The sequence below is a fragment of the uncultured Bacillus sp. genome (assembly GCF_958411575.1).
GTDB lineage: Bacteria > Bacillota > Bacilli > Bacillales > Bacillaceae > Bacillus > Bacillus spizizenii.
The window spans coordinates 88,944-105,906 of the sequence record NZ_CATYRA010000003.1; the positions used below are offsets into that span (position 1 = coordinate 88,944).

Annotated in this window: 19 protein-coding genes and 1 riboswitch; of the genes, 6 read left to right on the forward strand and 13 right to left on the reverse strand. The window is 45.0% G+C overall.

The genetic code is table 11. The annotated features are described in order from the left end of the window. Positions 1 to 13: 13 nt before the first annotated feature. The 7 genes from thiF to Q5C82_RS06245 all read right to left on the reverse strand — a co-directional run bounded on the left by thiF (position 14) and on the right by Q5C82_RS06245 (position 6,479). Positions 14 to 1,024: a thiazole biosynthesis adenylyltransferase ThiF gene (gene thiF / locus Q5C82_RS06215; protein ID WP_003224639.1), complete on the reverse strand. Its 1,011-nt coding sequence runs from the start codon at positions 1,022 to 1,024 to the stop codon at positions 14 to 16. Further along, positions 1,021 to 1,791, reverse strand: coding sequence for a thiazole synthase (thiG, locus tag Q5C82_RS06220; RefSeq protein ID WP_072566102.1), 771 nt, complete (start codon positions 1,789 to 1,791; stop codon positions 1,021 to 1,023). The genes thiF and thiG overlap by 4 nt, the downstream gene beginning before the upstream one ends. Then, positions 1,788 to 1,988, reverse strand: a complete 201-nt coding sequence (thiS, locus tag Q5C82_RS06225; RefSeq protein ID WP_072182824.1) for a sulfur carrier protein ThiS — start codon at positions 1,986 to 1,988, stop codon at positions 1,788 to 1,790. Before thiS ends, thiG begins: the two co-directional genes overlap by 4 nt. Further along, positions 1,988 to 3,097, reverse strand: a complete 1,110-nt coding sequence (gene thiO, locus Q5C82_RS06230) for a glycine oxidase ThiO (RefSeq protein ID WP_003224633.1) — start codon at positions 3,095 to 3,097, stop codon at positions 1,988 to 1,990. The genes thiS and thiO overlap by 1 nt, the downstream gene beginning before the upstream one ends. Continuing rightward, a complete protein-coding gene (gene tenI, locus Q5C82_RS06235) occupies positions 3,081 to 3,698 on the reverse strand; it encodes a thiazole tautomerase TenI (RefSeq protein WP_013307959.1) in 618 nt (205 codons plus the stop codon). The genes thiO and tenI overlap by 17 nt, the downstream gene beginning before the upstream one ends. Continuing rightward, positions 3,676 to 4,383 (reverse strand): thiaminase II, encoded by a 708-nt coding sequence (gene tenA, locus Q5C82_RS06240; RefSeq protein WP_003224629.1) that lies wholly within the window; start codon positions 4,381 to 4,383, stop codon positions 3,676 to 3,678. Before tenA ends, tenI begins: the two co-directional genes overlap by 23 nt. 81 nt (positions 4,384 to 4,464) lie before the next feature. Then, a riboswitch (TPP riboswitch) is annotated at positions 4,465 to 4,573 on the reverse strand. A 61-nt stretch (positions 4,574 to 4,634) separates the two neighbouring features. Further along, complete coding sequence (locus Q5C82_RS06245) at positions 4,635 to 6,479, reverse strand: monovalent cation:proton antiporter family protein (protein ID WP_003224627.1); 1,845 nt, start codon at positions 6,477 to 6,479, stop codon at positions 4,635 to 4,637. 233 nt (positions 6,480 to 6,712) lie between these two features. Between Q5C82_RS06245 and prpE the strand changes: the two genes are divergently transcribed. Then, positions 6,713 to 7,447 (forward strand): bis(5'-nucleosyl)-tetraphosphatase PrpE, encoded by a 735-nt coding sequence (gene prpE, locus Q5C82_RS06250; RefSeq protein WP_003224625.1) that lies wholly within the window; start codon positions 6,713 to 6,715, stop codon positions 7,445 to 7,447. Between the two features lie 12 nt (positions 7,448 to 7,459). Here the strand turns inward: prpE and Q5C82_RS06255 are convergent, their stop codons facing one another. From Q5C82_RS06255 to Q5C82_RS06270, 4 genes are read right to left on the reverse strand one after another with little or no spacing between them, the layout of a single operon-like run. Next, complete coding sequence (locus Q5C82_RS06255; protein WP_003224624.1) at positions 7,460 to 8,359, reverse strand: RluA family pseudouridine synthase; 900 nt, start codon at positions 8,357 to 8,359, stop codon at positions 7,460 to 7,462. A gap of 14 nt (positions 8,360 to 8,373) precedes the next feature. Continuing rightward, positions 8,374 to 9,174 carry an NAD kinase gene (locus Q5C82_RS06260; RefSeq protein WP_003224622.1) on the reverse strand — a complete coding sequence of 267 codons (801 nt, stop codon included), beginning with the start codon at positions 9,172 to 9,174 and terminating at the stop codon, positions 8,374 to 8,376. An 18-nt stretch (positions 9,175 to 9,192) separates the two neighbouring features. Continuing rightward, a complete protein-coding gene (gene yjbM, locus Q5C82_RS06265; protein ID WP_003224620.1) occupies positions 9,193 to 9,828 on the reverse strand; it encodes a GTP diphosphokinase in 636 nt (211 codons plus the stop codon). Between the two features lie 28 nt (positions 9,829 to 9,856). Then, positions 9,857 to 10,222, reverse strand: coding sequence for a hypothetical protein (locus Q5C82_RS06270; RefSeq protein WP_003224618.1), 366 nt, complete (start codon positions 10,220 to 10,222; stop codon positions 9,857 to 9,859). Positions 10,223 to 10,345: 123 nt separating this feature from the next. Between Q5C82_RS06270 and Q5C82_RS06275 the strand changes: the two genes are divergently transcribed. The 5 genes from Q5C82_RS06275 (at position 10,346) to Q5C82_RS06295 (ending at position 13,700) form a co-directional block, all read left to right on the forward strand. After that, the gene (locus tag Q5C82_RS06275; protein ID WP_003224616.1) at positions 10,346 to 10,918 is read left to right on the forward strand and encodes a CYTH domain-containing protein; all 573 of its coding nucleotides are present in this window, start codon (positions 10,346 to 10,348) and stop codon (positions 10,916 to 10,918) included. A 14-nt stretch (positions 10,919 to 10,932) separates the two neighbouring features. After that, positions 10,933 to 11,670: a lytic transglycosylase domain-containing protein gene (locus tag Q5C82_RS06280; RefSeq protein WP_003224614.1), complete on the forward strand. Its 738-nt coding sequence runs from the start codon at positions 10,933 to 10,935 to the stop codon at positions 11,668 to 11,670. Between the two features lie 254 nt (positions 11,671 to 11,924). Then, the gene (locus Q5C82_RS06285) at positions 11,925 to 12,323 is read left to right on the forward strand and encodes a group 2 truncated hemoglobin YjbI (protein ID WP_003224612.1); all 399 of its coding nucleotides are present in this window, start codon (positions 11,925 to 11,927) and stop codon (positions 12,321 to 12,323) included. After that, positions 12,320 to 13,219 carry a protease adaptor protein SpxH gene (gene spxH / locus Q5C82_RS06290; RefSeq protein WP_003224611.1) on the forward strand — a complete coding sequence of 300 codons (900 nt, stop codon included), beginning with the start codon at positions 12,320 to 12,322 and terminating at the stop codon, positions 13,217 to 13,219. Before Q5C82_RS06285 ends, spxH begins: the two co-directional genes overlap by 4 nt. 313 nt (positions 13,220 to 13,532) lie before the next feature. Then, complete coding sequence (locus Q5C82_RS06295) at positions 13,533 to 13,700, forward strand: hypothetical protein (protein WP_019713977.1); 168 nt, start codon at positions 13,533 to 13,535, stop codon at positions 13,698 to 13,700. 37 nt (positions 13,701 to 13,737) lie between these two features. Here Q5C82_RS06295 and pepF read toward each other — a convergent pair whose 3' ends face one another. Together pepF and Q5C82_RS06305 are read right to left on the reverse strand one after the other, a co-directional pair. Continuing rightward, positions 13,738 to 15,567, reverse strand: a complete 1,830-nt coding sequence (gene pepF / locus Q5C82_RS06300) for an oligoendopeptidase F (RefSeq protein ID WP_171017002.1) — start codon at positions 15,565 to 15,567, stop codon at positions 13,738 to 13,740. Between the two features lie 229 nt (positions 15,568 to 15,796). Further along, positions 15,797 to 16,948, reverse strand: a complete 1,152-nt coding sequence (locus tag Q5C82_RS06305) for a competence protein CoiA (protein WP_003224605.1) — start codon at positions 16,946 to 16,948, stop codon at positions 15,797 to 15,799. Positions 16,949 to 16,963 lie beyond the last annotated feature (15 nt).

Genomic DNA, 16,963 nt, shown 5'->3' on the forward strand with positions numbered 1-16,963 from the left:
TACACTCCTTTTATTACCCAATCCATTTATGATAAATAGATTTTGCCCGGGCAATATCATTCGTTCCATGGATTAATGCTCTGCCGTCCCGGAACAGCACCATTTTCATATCATCCGAGCGGCAGGAAATTAAATACGGATTCGCGGCCACTTCAAGTCCGGCCTGTCTCAACTGACCGGCAAGCACTTCAAGATCCGCTTCTTTTGTAAAGGATGATCTGATTTGCACCGTGTTCCTGCCGCACAATACAGCCGCTTTTGTTTGGTTCTCATATGACAAAAACGGAAAATCCTTTGTGCCGCAGCTTGGGCATGCGTCATGTTTGAGACCCGCCGCTCTTACCTCTGACCGTTCGTTTTTCCACAAGTCAAAGGAGCGCAGCACTGGCTCGCACTCCTCTCCCGTCAGCAGCTTCAGCGCGTCTGTCACCTGAAAGACCGCTACCTGCAAAACAGCCGGACTGATGATGCCAACTGTGTCACATGTCGCTCCGCCAATCGGAAGTGTATCGAGCAAGCAATGCAGACAAGGGGTTGATCCCGGCACTACGGTAAAGGTGAGGCCGTAGCTCCCTACACAGGCACCGTAGAGAAAAGGAATCCCTTCTTTGACCGCAGCATCATTTACGATCAGGCGGGTTTCAAAATTATCAGCCGCATCCACAATGATCGAAGCGCCCTTAATCAGCTCGAAGATATTTTCCGCTGTCACATCCATAACAAGGCCAGTCACATCGACATCGCTGTTAATCGAACGGAGACGATGCTCAGCCGCGGCCGCTTTCGGTATTTCTTTTCTGACATCATCTTCTGTATACAGCTGCTGGCGCTGCAGGTTGCTCCATTCAACGTAATCTCTGTCGGCAATTTTCACAGAGCCAACTCCCGCTCTGACCAGCATTTCAGCACTCGCTGTTCCAAGCGCGCCGGCGCCGATGATCACGGCGCGCGCTTCTTTCAATTTCTTCTGGCCGGCTGGGCCGATCGGAGCAAACAGCTCCTGTCTGGAGTACCTGTCCGTCATACAGGAAGACCTTCTCCCGGACTGCTTGCCGTTCCGTATTGCTTAAGCGGAATGCGACCCGCCTCATAAGAAAGGCGCCCTGCTTCCACCGCGAGCTTCATGGCACGCGCCATTTTCACAGGATCATTCGCGCCTGATACAGCCGTATTGAGAAGTACGCCGTCCGCTCCAAGCTCCATTGCATATGCCGCATCTTTTGGCGATCCAATGCCAGCATCCACGATGACCGGCACTTTCGCCTGTTCAATAATAAATGACAGATTTAAAGGATTTAAGATTCCTTGCCCTGATCCGATCGGAGATGCACCCGGCATGATGGCATGTACGCCAAGCTCCTCCAGTTTCCTTGCCAGTACAACGTCATCCGACGTGTACGGCAGCACAATAAAGCCTTCTTCAAGAAGCTGTTCGGACGCTTTTAATGTCTCAACAGGATCAGGCAGCAAAGAACGGCTGCATCCGATGACTTCGACTTTAATCATGTCACAAAGTCCCGACGCTTTCGCCAGTCTTGCAATCCGGACCGCTTCTTCAGCGGTGCTGGCGCCCGCTGTATTCGGCAGAAGTGTATATTTGGATAAATCAAGCTGTTCCAGAAAATTAGGCTGAGACGCTTCAAAGATGTTCATTCTCCGCACAGCAAATGTTAAAATATCAGACTCGGAAACGGCCACCGCTTCCTTTTGAATTTCAAACGATGGGTATTTCCCCGTGCCCAGCAACAATCTTGATTGAAATGATTTCCCGCCAATTGTTAACATGCTCATCCGCCTCCTACAAAATGGACAATTTCAATAACATCGCGATCACAAAGTTCAACCTCGTGATAATGTTCTTTACCGATAATTTCTTTATTTCTTTCAACAATAACGATTTTATTTTCAAGCTGATAAGACGCCAGCAGGTCTTGAATTGTACCTGTGTCTTTTTCCCACTTCACGTCTTTACCGTTCAGCTGTAGGATCATATCTGAACCGCCTCCTTGCGATCAATTCGGAATGCGTGCAGCCAGTCTTGATTGACCTCTTTATTCATCATGAGATCACCAATCAAAGCGCCCGTTGCTGGAGCAAGCAAAATCCCATTTCTGAAATGGCCCGCCGCAAATAAAATACGGCTGTCCTCAGGGTGTCTGCCAATGTACGGTTTCCCATCCTTTGTTCCCGGCCGCAGTCCTGCCCAAAAACGATCCACCTTCATATTCTGAATGGCCGGAAGCATCGTTTTTGCTTTTTTCATTACCGCTTCCAATCCGCCAAGATCCGGTGTTTCACTCCAGTCACCCGGCTTCATTGTCGCGCCGACAACCAGTCTGCCGCTTTTTCTCGGTACGATATAGCAATGGTCATGGTAAAGTGTTTTTGTCAGCGGTATATCATCATTCCAAACAGACAAGCACTCCCCTTTTACAGGGAAAAATGAATTGTTCAGCCCGAGCTGTTTAAAAAACATTCCGCTCCATACCCCGCTGGCAACCACGACATGATCCGCCCATATGTTGCCATTCGACGTCTCGATGGACAGCGCTTCACCGTCACGTTCAACTTGCAGGACAGGAGTATGCTCAAAAATCTCAGCCCCAAGCGCTCTCGCTGCTTTCGCATATGCCTTACAAACAAAATAAGGCTCAACATGCACATCATCTTGAATGAAGGCTGCCCCGAAAATGTCACCAGCCGTATACGGCTCTTTTTCTAAAACTTCTTCTTTTGTATGCCAGCTGACAGAATCCAAGTCGTCCATCTTCCTCAGCCGCAGCACATCTTCTTCAGAAAACGCAAGCTTAAACATACCGCCGTTATGCTGTCTGATATCAATACCGCTTAACGTGTAAAGCTCTTCTCCAAGACCTTTGTACAGACGCTGGCTGTGCATGGCAAAGTCAAAAAACGCGTCACGTTCCTCGCACTCGGCATGGGCGCCCAGCATTCCGGCAGCAGCACTTGTTGTTCTGCCGCCCATTGTTCCACTTTCAAACAATGCGATGTTTTTGTTTTCCTTTGCTAAATGATAAGCAATCGCGGAACCAATAATTCCGCCTCCAATGACAACTGCATCATAATGCCTTTTCATAGCGCATCTCCTTTAGCTTGCGGGAATATCGTCTGGCAGCTTCCAAAGGGTCAGCGGAAGAAAAAATTCCCGACATGACTGCAATACCTTCTGCTCCTGCTCGTTTTACGTCTCTTAATCTGTCCGGCGTCATTCCGCCGATCGCAATAACCGGGACGGAAATCCGCTGTTTGATATCTGACAGCAATGACACACCTCTGCCTTCAAGACCCTTTTTACAATCCGTTTCAAACACATGGCCGAACAACACGTAGTCTGCGTCTTCCTTTTCTGCTTGAACTGCTTCCTCAAGCGAATGCACCGACCGACCAATATGAAGGTGAGGAAATCTGGCTCTGACCTGCTTCGGCGAAAAGCTGCTGCTCGGCAGCTGTACACGATGAATCGTAGAAAAAAGCGCAATATCCACCCGCCCATTCATGATCAGTTTTCGTTTATCAACACCGCCTTCGGAAATAAGCCCGAGCAGTTTCAAAATGTCGGCCGCCGATTTTGACCGTTCCCGAATGTGTATAAAATCAACTTCATTCCGAATAGCTATGATTGCTCTCGCTAACTCTTCAACCGGCTTGCAGTCATCAGTTATGGCGTGAAGCTCCAAATTCCTCCACCTCTTTTATGCCGCGGTCGGACCAGCCTTCTTTTCGATAGGCCATTCCCCAAAATTGATATTCATAGAAGCTGGAAATAACAAAATTCTCTTTCATCTTGGCCCGCACTTCCTCCGTGCTGTTTTCCGCCAGCTCATCAAAGCGATTGATTTGCTCTTCGACCTGCTGTCTGAACCAGTCACCGCCGTATGTGCCGATCCACTTCTGATAAATCGGATGCCCCGGATCACATTGCAGCAATTTCTCACCAACCTCATAATACAGCCAGTAGCATGGCAGCAGAGCCGCTAATATCTCAGCAAAATTCCCGCCCAAAACCGCACGGTACATATGGGATGTATAAGAGTACGCCGTAGGAGAAGGCTTAAACGCCTTGCTCTCTTCTTCACTGATTTCCAACAGCTCCGCAAACTCGCGATGAAGCGCCATTTCTGCCTCATATGTACCTTGGGCGTGGCTTGCCATCCGTCCCGTTGTATAAAGGTCCTTCGCATAAGCGGCGCCAAACGATTGCACCTTCGCAAAATGCGTTAAATAATAAGAATCCTGAAGCACGTAGTATTTAAAACGATCAATCGGAAGCGTTCCGTCACCGATTCCCTGAACGAACGGATGGACAAAACTCCCCTCCCACCATTCTGCTGCTGCACTGCGGCATTCTTCTGAAAACTTCACACGTCATTCCCCCTGTCTGATAAATAAAAAAACCACTTTCCCGCAAGGAAAAGTGGTTTGGAATTGGCGTAGTAAAATAACACAAATACCGCTCCACTTCCCTACGCAGGTCTGAACCTGTTCAAGTTATGAGGGTCTAAAAGTCACACTTTTATCTCAGCCCTTATGAAGGACACCCCTAGTGGTTATACGAATACATATTGAATTGTTCTGCACCTCTATATTAACACGAATCCCTATTTGGTCAAGGTTTATCCTTCCAATGTTTTCTTAAGCTCCGTTACGTACCCGCGAGATCCGGTAACAATTAAGCGGTCTCCCAGTTTCAGCCTTGTGTCCCCATGTGGAACGATGCTATCCACACCTCTGAAAATCCTGACAAAGATGACGTCGCCTGTTAAAGGGAATTCCCGCAAAATCACACCGTCGTAAGTGCTGTTTTCCATATTAATTTGATACAGCGAAGACTCCTGGTTCGTGAGAAGCCTCATGACTCCAGGCGCTTCTATCAGAGCGCGAAGCAGTGTTTTTGTTGACAACAGAATAGAAAAGATGCTGATTCCCTGCTCCTTCAGAGCTGCTTCATTCTCCGGTGATCCTACGCTGGCAATGATTCTTTCTGTGCCTTTTTCTTTTGCAAGTAATGCAATGTCCGCATTCATGTCTTCATTACCTGTCGCAACAACGAGGATATCCGTATCAAAAATGCCGAGTGATTCAAGCGTCTCGTGTTCATAGTCAGAAATCGTTTCGACGGTAAATACTGATTCTGACAGCTTTTCCTCCGCATTCTCTTGGTAGACGTGTACAACACGCACATCATACTCTTCCTCCGGCAGTTCAAGAGTAACAGGTAATGTCATTTGGTTTGCACCGATAAACGTAATCGTCTTTTTCTCCTCCGGCTGCTCTTCCCGTTTGTACAATTTTTTAAAGAAGACCGGCGAAAAAATACTGGCAATGACGGCTACTAACGTCAGCGCTCCTGACATATTTGCGCTGATCACGTGAAGCTGCTGGCCGATTGTCGCAGCGGCAATCACGAGCGAAAGAGTTGATGTCAGCAGGAAACCAGATGCCAAAACGGTTCGGTTATCATACCACTTCTTCAAGTACAGGACAGGAATGATTTTGCTTACTAACAGCGCCAAAAGCAGAAGTGGAATCATGATTAATATTTTCGGATCTTGGAAAAGGGTCCATATATCCAGCTTCACACCGACCATCACAAAGAAAATCGGAATTAAGAACCCGTAGCCGAATGAATCCAGCTGCTGAACAAGTTCTTTGTTTGGTGAAAGAAGGGAAACGAGAACACCTGCTAAGAAAGCGCCGAGAATATTTTCTGCCCCAAGTGATTCAGACAGGGCAACGAGTACGATAATTAACGTAAAAATCGCGCGCGTTCCGATCTGGATCGTCCCTTTTGACATGGATTGAACAAAAGAGCGATGTTTGAAGATCCGGCCGAAAAAGTAAAGCACCACTCCGGCTGCAAACAGGATCATCAGAAGCCACATGTTTCCGCTATCCTCTCCGTATAAAGAAGAAAAAACAGCAAGAAGAATCATCGTAGCCAAATCAGCAATAACAGCAACGAGCAAAATAATCTGCCCGATATTTGAATTCATGATTCGTTCTTCTTTTAATGTTGGAACGACAACGCCTAATGAAATTGTTGAAATAATAAGCGTCATTAAGAATGCATTTTCGATAAATCCTGCCAAGACGAACCCATAGGACAGCAGCAATGATAAAATAAAAATACCGCCAAAAATGATAGATGCCGCAGCAAACGTATTAGGCGCTTCTTTGCCGTTCGGCATAAGCTGCTTTTTCTTTCCTTTCTCAAACGATGAAAAATCAATTTCAAGCCCGCTTAAAAACATTAAAAAGATAAATCCGAGCATAGAAAGCGTCTGGAGCCATGTGTCACCCTCCACAACTAAATTAAGGCCGCTTTTTCCTATGATCAATCCCATAATGATTTCAGCAACAACAACCGGGATGCTGAGTTTAAACCGATGCAAAAGGATGGGTGTCAAAAATGCAACGATAAGTACAACAACTAAAGATGCGACAGATGTATGCGCCATAATCAGAACCTCCTTTTTAGATCAGGGTTATTCCAGTTCTTAATCAAAGAACAAAACCTCAATTTTTAAAAAAACATAACGCGATTTTAACAAGGGTGATGATAAAAAATAAAGTAATATGGTCTAAATCTTGTTTAGAAAATGATTCTTCTATAATTTGCACATAAAAGCTTGTGATGACTCACAACACTTTGCATCATAATAAATAAAATCATTGGTAAGGAGGATGCCGAATGGCTTACGACATAATCAGCGATATTCATGGCTGCTATGACGAAATGACTGCATTAATCAAAAATCTTGGCTATACGATCAAAAATGGAGTACCTGTCCACGAGGAAGGCAGGGTGCTTGTTTTTGCCGGAGATTTAACCGACAGAGGCCCCAAATCGATAGAGGTCATCCGCTTTGTATCGGGCGCTTACGAAAAAGGCGCTGCACGTTATGTCCCGGGAAATCATTGTAATAAGCTGTACCGCTACTTAAAAGGAAATCCGGTGAAAGTGATGCATGGTCTCGAAACAACAGCGGCAGAGCTTGAAGATCTTTCTAAAGAAGAAAGAACATTAGTCAGCGAACAGTTTATGAAGCTGTATGAAACGGCGCCGCTTTACGACATCTTACATAACGGAGAATTAGTTGTCGCCCATGCTGGCATAAAGGCTGACGATATCGGCAAATATACCCGCAGAGTGAAAGACTTTGTGCTTTATGGTGATGTGACGGGTGAAACGTATCCGGACGGCAGACCTGTCAGACGTGATTGGGCGGCAGCCTATAACGGCAAGGCTTGGGTGGTATACGGCCATACACCTGTGAAAGAGCCCCGGAAGGCCAACCGCACCATCAACATTGATACAGGCTGCGTGTTCGGAAATAAACTGACAGGCTTTCGCTTTCCAGAAATAGAAGCCGTCTCTGTTCCAAGTTCCCTGCCTTATGACGAATCAAGATTTCGTCCCATATAAAAAAGGAGAGAATCAATGATTCTCTCCTTTTATCAGTTCTTTCATATCTTGAGGCAGTGAAGCATGAAACGTCATCTTCTCCTGTGTCAGTGGATGGATAAATGAAAGCTGCTCGCTGTGCAGGGCCTGGCGGCCAATTTCCCGTCTCGTTCCGCCGTACAGTGTATCGCCGCACAGCGGGTGCCCGAGATAGCTCATATGAACACGAATTTGGTGGGTCCGACCAGTCTCAAGCTGCAATGTAACCGAGGTCATATCGTCATTTGCGCATGTGACATAAAAATGAGTAACCGCCTTCTGGCCGTCTGGTGTCACCGTCCGTTCAATAATACTGTCAGGATGTCTGCCAATCGGAGCATCGATTGTTCCCTCCGCCTGTGTCAACCGCCCGTGGACCACTGCCGCATACCGGCGTTTCACAAGCCCGTTTTTTTGCGCTGACGATAAAATGGAGTGGGCAAAGCGATGCTTGGCAACAAGCATGACACCTGATGTATCCCGGTCAAGCCGGGTCACAAGGTGAACTGTCGCCCGCACTCCGTTTTTTTGATAATGATGGATAATTCCATTGGCAATGCTGCCGGATGGGTGCTCTCTCGAAGGGATAGATGACACATACGGCTGCTTATTTATCACAAGTACATGTTCATCCTCATACAGAATATCGAGCGGAACAGGCTCTACCAATAGCGTCTCGCTCACCTGTTCCTCAGGAAACTTGACGACAAGAAGATCTCCCTCTCTCAAAACGTATTTGACCGTCACATGCTCACCATTGATAAGCAGGTCTCCACCGCCAAACTTGATATCGGTCAGCAGACGTTTCGAAATCCCCAGTTCAGCGGCATATTCTTTAAGAGTCATCCCGTTTTCAGCGCAAGTAATGTTCTTTCTGATAAAAAAATGCTCCACGATACGTCCTCTTTCTATTCACCTTTTCCGATAAACGAATCCTGAACTCTTTTCCAAAATGGAAACGGGCGGAATCTCGCAAACCTCACATTTTCGGATGCAACTTGGCAGCGGATTGACTTTACATCCTTATGAAGAAGGGTTAAATGGTCAATCGTCACTTGAAAGTCAACTTCGTTTCTCGGCTTAATCATGCAATCATGATGGGAAGGGAGAAGCAACGGCGATCCGACCGTCCGGAATACGCGGTTATTAATAGAAGCCATTTCCGCAAGCTGGATCGCTCTGATAGACGGATGGATAATCGCTCCGCCCAGCGCCTTATTGTAGGCGGTGCTGCCGGATGGCGTTGACAGGCAGAGGCCGTCGCCCCGGAAGGTTTCAAAGAGCTGTCCCTTGATTTCCACATCAGCCACAAGGCTTCCTTCTATACTTTTAATCGTGCATTCATTCAATGCTAAATATCTTTCTTCCCGCTCGTTTTCGTGATAGGTCACAATCACTTCGAGAAGCGGATATTCGACGGTATGATACGGCGTTTTCGCAATCGCGAGAACAAGTTTTTCAATTTCATGAGGAACCCAGTCGGCATAAAACCCCAGATGACCCGTGTGAACGCCGACAAATGCTGTTTTGTCCAAGCGGTCGCTGTATCTGTGAAAAGCGTACAAAAGCGTTCCGTCGCCCCCAACTGAAATGACGATTTCCGGTTCATTTTCATCCAGTTCCATATCAAAATCCAACAAATACGCCTGTATTTTGCTTTTCAGCGTATCAGAAACTTGATCACCTTTTGATGATACGGCAAATTTCATGCTTTTCTTCCCCTTTACCTATTGTTGCTCGCTTCCTTTTTTCTTTCTTGAAAAGGCAGCTTGAGCTTCCTGTACTTCACCCCTGATCTCCGACATCTCTTCATCAAGCCGGGACGCCGCTTCAGAAGCACGCTGAAGCCTTAATTTTACTTTTTCAGGAATGTTTCCGCTGTATTTATAATTCAATGAATGCTCAATGGTCGCCCAAAAATTCATCGCCAGCGTACGGATTTGTATTTCCACAAGAACATGCTTTTCTCCGGACACCGTCTGTAAAGGATATAGCACGACAAGATGATATGACCGGTACCCACTCTCTTTATGTTCCGCAATATAATCCCTCTGATCCACAACGGTGAAATCTTTTCTGGCAAACAGCATGTCTTTTACGATTTGGATGTCATCGACAAATTGGCACATGATTCTAAGGCCTGCGATATCCTGCATGGTTTCAATTTCATGTAACGGTATGCTTTTCCGTCTCGCTTTTTCTAGTATGCTCGCAACAGGTTTGACGCGCCCGGTCACAAATTCAACCGGAGAATGGTCATCCTCGTATTCATATAGTGTGCGGATCCCCTTGAGCTTCACTTTCAACTCTTCGACAGCCTGGCGGTACGGCACTAAAAAACGCTCCCATTGTTTGTCATCCATCATACATCCCCCAATTCCGAACCAGTTTCTATAAAAACACGCGTTTCACTTTTTCTTCCATTTCTCCGTAGTTTGCATTATCTTTAATATTTTCTAAAAGATACTCCAGTTCCTCATGCAGGCCTGCCAGTTCAATGGTTTTGTCTCCGGCCTCTAAAACAACCGGAATTCTTTGTGCATGGGCCTGCTTCAGTTCCGGCCACACATGTTCCTTTATAATGACATATTCAAAAGAATCAGCTAATTCAAGTATGTATACAAAAGCATAGTGGTCAGAATCAACAAGCATTTGACCTGACGGCTTGCGTTCCGCTTCGTCTCCTTCTGTCTCACAGGCAAGGCGAAGCTGATCATCCGATAATGTTGCGTTCAAAATTTCGATTCTGTTTTGCATAATGCTCTCCTTTTTAAACAAAGTACAGATTCATTTTATCATATCAAGCTGGATATTGATAAACCTAACATCTAAAGAGATAATAGTAAAAATAAGATTTACAGGGCGGAAAGGAAGAGCATCATGAGCCAAGAAATTGAAATAGAATTTAAAAACATGCTGACCAAACAAGAATTTGAAACGATAACAGCCGCACTCCAGCTGACAGAAAAAGATTTTATAGATCAAAAGAATCATTATTTTGACACAGGCAGCTTTGCGCTGAAACAAAAACACGCTGCGCTTCGAATCCGCAGAAAAAACGGAGAATATGTCCTGACGTTAAAAGAACCGGCAGATGTAGGGCTTCTGGAAACGCACCAGCAGCTTTCAGAGGTATCAGACCTTGCTGAATTTTCAGTTCCGAAAGGTCCTGTGAAGGACCAACTGCACAAGCTTCAGATCGATACAGACGCCATTCAATACTTTGGATCATTAGCAACAAACCGTGCGGAAAAAGAAACAGAAAAAGGCTTAATAGTTTTAGACCACAGCCGATATTTAAATAAAGAGGACTATGAAATCGAATTTGAGGCAGCAGACTGGCATGAGGGCAAACAAGCCTTTGAGAAGCTGCTTCAGCAATTCAGCATTCCTCAGCGCGAAACCAAAAATAAAATTCTGCGATTTTATGAGGAAAAACGAAAGTCTATATAAGGTGGAATGACATTGTGAATGTAACGAATTGGGCAGCTTTACTTCAGCTTCAGGCTTTACAGTCCATATCTAATGCACGCAGCACAAGCACTCAAAATGATGCGGAAAGCCCGCTCTCAAGCTTCAGCTCTTTGCTTAGCCAATATACAAACGGTCTGACGACTCATCAACCAACAGCATCTTCTGCAACATCAAGCCCGCTTAGTCTGCTGAACAGCGCTTCTTCAACAGCGCCGCCACTGCTTTCAGCTTATGGGCTTAACTCATATACAAATAGCAATTCAGGTTATATCACAAAAACGGCAGAAAGCACCGAAACAGCTGCTGCAGATTTATCTTCAAACAAGCGTGAAATAAAACAGATCAGTTCAGGGGACTTCTCCATTGACAGTGCTATAAAAAAAGCAGCTGATAAATATGGCGTCGATGAAAAACTAATCCGTGCCGTCATCAAACAGGAATCAGGCTTTAATGCAAAAGCGGTCAGCGGAGCAGGTGCGATGGGCCTCATGCAGCTCATGCCGTCAACGGCAAGCTCACTTGGCGTTTCTAATCCGCTGGATCCGCAGCAAAATGTGGAGGGCGGAACGAAATATTTAAAACAAATGCTGAATAAATACGACGGCAATGTATCTATGGCATTAGCGGCTTACAACGCCGGACCGGGAAATGTTGACCGATACGGAGGTATTCCTCCTTTCCAAGAAACGCAAAACTATGTAAAAAAAATAACTTCAGCTTATTACGCGTAACCAGAGCGGCTTCTGCCCTCTGGTTTTTTTGCGAAGTGAAATCTTACGCATTCCTGATTTTTATGTGATATGATATGAAATACAAACCCTGGCTTACAGCCGAAACTTGTCATCAAACGCATAAAAGGCAGTTTGTTTGTAGAAATGATGCCTTGTTGCTAAAATAAATTTAGATGAAATGTTGAAATACAGAAAATTACTTTTTGCAATAGGATTTATGATTCCTATTAGCCATATTTAAAGGAGTAGTCAACATGGGACAATCGTTTAACGCACCTTATGAAGCGATTGGAGAGGAACTTCTATCGCAACTTGTTGATACTTTTTATGAGCGTGTCGCGTCTCATCCTTTGCTGAAGCCAATTTTTCCGAGCGATTTAACAGAAACCGCCAGGAAACAGAAGCAATTTTTGACTCAGTATTTAGGCGGGCCTCCGCTTTATACTGAGGAACACGGCCACCCCATGCTCAGAGCAAGGCATCTTCCCTTTCCAATTACAAACGAGAGAGCTGATGCGTGGCTCAGCTGTATGAAGGACGCAATGGACCATGTAGGGCTGGAGGGCGATATTCGTGAGTTTTTGTTTGGCCGGCTGGAATTAACAGCAAGGCATATGGTGAATCAAACGGAAGCGGAGGATCGATCATCTTGACAAACTATCAGCATGAGCAATACTTCGCCCATTGCCACGGCCATCCAAAAAAACCGCTTGAAATCTACATGTTTGTAGACCCTTTATGTCCTGAATGCTGGTCCTTAGAGCCCGTTATTAAAAAGCTGAAAATTAGATACGGACGCTTTTTCACATTACGCATTATAGCTTCTGCAAGCCTTACCGTGTTAAACAAGAAACGGAAAAAGCATCTTCTCGCAGAAGCATGGGAAAAGATCGCGAGCCGCTCCGGCATGTCGTGTGATGGCAATGTCTGGTTCGAGCAAGATCAGCCGCTTTCATCACCTTATATGGCTGCTCTCGCTTTTAAAGCAGCCGAACTGCAAGGAAGAAAAGCCGGTATGCAATTTCTCAGAAATATGCAGGAAAGTCTGTTTGTTTCAAAGAAAAATATTACGGATGAAAACGTGCTTTTGGAAATCGCGGAAAAAACGAGTCTCGATCTTGAAGAGTTCAAAAATGATCTGCATTCTCAAAGCGCGGTCAAGGCGCTTCAATGTGACATGAGAATTGCCGCTGAGATGGATGTTTCCGTCAATCCGACGCTGACGTTTTTCAATACACAGCACGAGGACGAAGGACTTAAAGTACCCGGCAGCTATTCATATGATGTATATGAAGAAATCTTATTTGAGATGCTTGGCGACGAGCCGAAGCCGTCGGAAACACCGCCTCTGGAATGTTTTATTGAATATTTCCGCTTCGTTGCCTCTAAGGAAATTGCTCTAGTTTATGACCTGAGCCTTGAAGAGGTAGAAAAAGAAATGAAAAAATTGGCGTTTGCTAAAAAGGTTGCCAAAGTGGAAGCCAAACACGGAATGTTTTGGAAGTCTCTCAGCACTTATTCTGATGAATATCAATCATGTGAAAAATAGCCGCAAGCGTGTATATGCTTGAGGCTGTTTTTTTACACCAATATCAAACATACGTTCTGTTCATAACACTAAAGAAACCGCGCCGGGATAAGCGCGGTTTCATATGTCTTAACGACAACAAAGGGGATGGGAGAAATTTTTCACGGTCAAACAAAGGGGTAATGTTTGTTTGTGATCAATTTCACATCCTTATGATAACAAAAGATGTCGACTGTTGACAACCTCTATGCTTAATGTTCATATTTTTGTCACAAAACATAACGAAGTGCATTCACTCATATCCTAATAAGGAAAAAGGACGAGGGGGACCGACATGATGTATACTGTGATCTCAATTGTGTGCATTGCCGTTTTTTTCTGTTTGAATATATTAGGCATGATGCATATGCTGCCGCTTTATATTACCTCTCCTCTGCTGTTTCTGTCTATTTTGTTTACCCTCTATCGCCTGAACCACCGGAAAACCTTTAAAGGGTTTTAAAAAAGCCTGTGCGTCATTTTTGCACAGGCTTTCTTTTTTAGGACTGCTTGACTTTCATCAGCAGCTCTTCCATTTCATCAAGTTTCTCTTCAAACATTTTGCACGCAGCTTCGATCGGCTCTGGAGACGTCATATCAACGCCCGCTTTTTTCAGGACATCAATCGGGTATTGTGAGCTTCCCGCTTTCAGGAAGTCAATATAACGGTCAACCGCCGGCTTTCCTTCTTTCAAAATTTGGCTGCTTAACGCTTGGGCAGCACTGTACCCTGTCGCATACTGATACACATAGTAATTGTAATAGAAGTGCGGAATGCGTGACCATTCAAGGCCGATTTCCTTATCAATCACCATGCCGTCTCCGAAATACTTTTTATTCAGATCGTAATAGACATTTGTCAAAAGCTCAGGTGTAAGCGGCTCCCCTTCTTGCGCCTTTGTATGGATCAGGTGTTCAAATTCAGCAAACATCGTTTGTCTAAAGACCGTTCCTCTGAAGCCCTCAAGCATATGGTTGAGGATATATAAGCGCTGTTTTTCATCATCTAAGTTGTTCAGCAGGTATTCGCCAAGAAGCGCTTCGTTTGTCGTAGACGCAACTTCCGCGACAAAGATACTGTAATTGCCGTATGGATATGGCTGATGCTTTCTCGTATAGTAGCTGTGTACGGAATGTCCAAACTCGTGCACAAGCGTAAAGAGATTATTGACGTTATCATGCCAGTTCATCAAGATATACGGATTCGTGCCGTAAGCTCCTGATGAATAAGCGCCATTGCGTTTTCCTTTATTTTCATAAACGTCTACCCAGCGGTTTTCCAGCCCTTCTTTTAAGATGGAGGCGTATTCTTCCCCTAAAGGTGCCAGACCTTTCAGCATGTAATCTTTGGCTTCCTCGTACGTGACCTTCATCCCCGCATCCTTCACAAGCGGTGTATACAGATCATAGATATGCACCTCATCAAGCTCTAGCACTTTCTTTCTCAGCGCGATATAGCGGTGCAGGAGCGGCAAATGCTTATTAATCGTTTTGACAAGGTTGTCGTATACTTCCTCAGGAATACTGTTGTTAGAAAGCGCCGCTTCACGTGCTGATTTGTATTTTTTCACTCTTGCGTAGAAGTTGTCCTTTTTCACAGTGCCGCTTAGTGTCGTGGCCATTGTGTTTTTATATTGACCGTATGTTTTATATACTGCATCAAAGGCATTTTTGCGGACTTCACGGTTTTCACTTTCTAAGAAATTAATAAAATTCCCGTGAGTGATCTGTTTTTCATTCCCCTCTTCATCTTTAATGGACGGGAATGTAATCTCGGCGTTATTTAACACGCTGAACGTATTGGAAGATGAACCCAGCACATCAGAAGCTTCAGCAAGCAGCGCCTCTTCCTTCTCGCTCAGCACGTGCGGGCGTTCCTTTGTAATCTCCTCAATCGCATGAGAGTACAGTTTCAGCTCTTCTTTTTCAAGAATAAACTGCTGCAGTTTGTCTTCTTCTATGGATAAAATTTCTGGAACCAAATAAGCTGTCGCGCTTGCGGCCTGTGTATATAGGTTTCCCGCCTTGTCATTCAGCCCCTGATAAAAAGAGTTCCCGGTATCTTGGTCAGAGCGCATATGCGCATATGTGTACAGCCTGCCCAGCCGCTCCATCACTTTATCTTGGAACGTAAGAGCTTCGTATAAATGGTCAGCTGAATCTGCCAGCTTTCCTTTATACTTAGATAAATTCGGAATTAATTCTTTTACAGCTTGAAATTCTTTATTCCAGGCTTCATCACTAGGAAAAATATCCTCAAGTCTCCATGTGTCTTCTGCCTTTACCTCACTTCTGTCAGGCAGTTGGTTTGCTTTTTTTTCCTCAGCCATGGTGATCCCCCTCGTTTTCTTTGATTCAAGCCAATTGAAAAAACCGCTGTTTCTCAATAAACTTGTGTTGTGAATATCTTCCGGTTTTTCACTGCCTTTTGTCAAATCATATGCAGTAATGAAGAGAACGAATGCCAAAAAAGCAGTAAAAACACGAAAAACCTTTTCTTTTGTGCCTTTCATAGCCAGCCCACCACCTTTGTCTTAGGGTGAGCCAAATGAGACAAACTCATTCTATAAAACAGCTGCGGTCACTTTCTATGAGATCCTGTAATGAGCGTACGCCCTCTGCAGGCTGATTCAGCACATATACTTCTTTCTGAGTCTCCCTTAAAAATCCCTTCTTGCACAAAAAATCAATGTACTGTTTCACCGCTTCAGAAAGACAATCTTCGCTGCATTTGTATCTGAGCGAAATGTTCTTTTTATGAATGTGCAGTTTGCACTGCTGTAAAACGGCTGAAAAGCGAATTGGCGCACGTTTATATCCCAGATCCGTAATAAACAGATATAGAAACCCCTGCCACACAAAAACCGGGCTATTAAAAACAGCCCCTTTTATAACAGGGACAAACACTTCCGTCGGAAGAAAAGAAAGGGGCGTCTGCCGCTTTTCATAAAACAGCAGCCTGAGGCGATTTGTTTCCTTGGAGATAAATCGATGGGGTTTATGGCGAAAACGGTGAATCGCTTTCGTCCAGCCAGAATATTGAAATGCGGGCGTCGGTTCAGTAAAAAAAAGATCGTTTGCAGCAGCCCGATGGATAGGGATCGTTTGAACAGAGGAATAAGAATGGTTTGTGTAAAACGGAATGATGTGGCTGAGCCGGCGGAAAGAACGTGTTTCCGGGCAATAACATATCAGTTCCCTGTATGAACTTGCATTGATAAACTGCCAATGGAAAGCAGAAAGCTGATAAAAGGATGGAGCAGAGCGTTTTAAGCGGCTGCGTCCCACAATCCACTGCGGGATGATTCCTGCTTGTTTGAAGCCCTCTGTCCGTTTTTGAAAGACATCTGGAGCAAGAGTGGCACATTGATACTCAACAGCAAGCATGCGCCCCTTGATCTTTGCCATGATGTCCGGTCTTTGATTGATGTTTTTGATATACGGTTCTAATATCGGGGAAGCCTGTTGCGTTTTCAGCCATACATACAGTTGTCTCTTTCCTTCTAAGTGGTAGGCGCTTTCCGGTTCTATGTCTATCGAACAGGATTTGTTCTGTTTATGGGCGAAATGCGGTGCTTTTTGGAGACCGAGCTTCACAGCAAGCTCACCTCCGCACACCGGGCAGAAGAATCGTCTTCCCTTTAATTTCCGGCTTTGCCGAGCGCCTAGAAGGTGAAATATTTGGCCGTCTTCAGTCACAGCACTAAACAATTGTCATCTCTCCTT

Bases quoted from the DNA above. Each gene is read 5' to 3' on its own strand.
- Q5C82_RS06285 (WP_003224612.1), top strand. From the start codon at position 11,925: ATGGGACAATCGTTTAACGCACCTTATGAAGCGATTGGAGAGGAACTT.
- Q5C82_RS06295 (WP_019713977.1), top strand. From the start codon at position 13,533: ATGATGTATACTGTGATCTCAATTGTGTGCATTGCCGTTTTTTTCTGT.
- Q5C82_RS06245 (WP_003224627.1), bottom strand. From the start codon at position 6,479: ATGGCGCATACATCTGTCGCATCTTTAGTTGTTGTACTTATCGTTGCA.
- thiO (WP_003224633.1), bottom strand. From the start codon at position 3,097: ATGAAAAGGCATTATGATGCAGTTGTCATTGGAGGCGGAATTATTGGT.
- Q5C82_RS06260 (WP_003224622.1), bottom strand. From the start codon at position 9,174: ATGAAATTTGCCGTATCATCAAAAGGTGATCAAGTTTCTGATACGCTG.
- Q5C82_RS06270 (WP_003224618.1), bottom strand. From the start codon at position 10,222: ATGCAAAACAGAATCGAAATTTTGAACGCAACATTATCGGATGATCAG.
- thiG (WP_072566102.1), bottom strand. From the start codon at position 1,791: ATGAGCATGTTAACAATTGGCGGGAAATCATTTCAATCAAGATTGTTG.
- thiF (WP_003224639.1), bottom strand. From the start codon at position 1,024: ATGACGGACAGGTACTCCAGACAGGAGCTGTTTGCTCCGATCGGCCCA.
- yjbM (WP_003224620.1), bottom strand. From the start codon at position 9,828: ATGGATGACAAACAATGGGAGCGTTTTTTAGTGCCGTACCGCCAGGCT.
- Q5C82_RS06275 (WP_003224616.1), top strand. From the start codon at position 10,346: ATGAGCCAAGAAATTGAAATAGAATTTAAAAACATGCTGACCAAACAA.
- prpE (WP_003224625.1), top strand. From the start codon at position 6,713: ATGGCTTACGACATAATCAGCGATATTCATGGCTGCTATGACGAAATG.
- pepF (WP_171017002.1), bottom strand. From the start codon at position 15,567: ATGGCTGAGGAAAAAAAAGCAAACCAACTGCCTGACAGAAGTGAGGTA.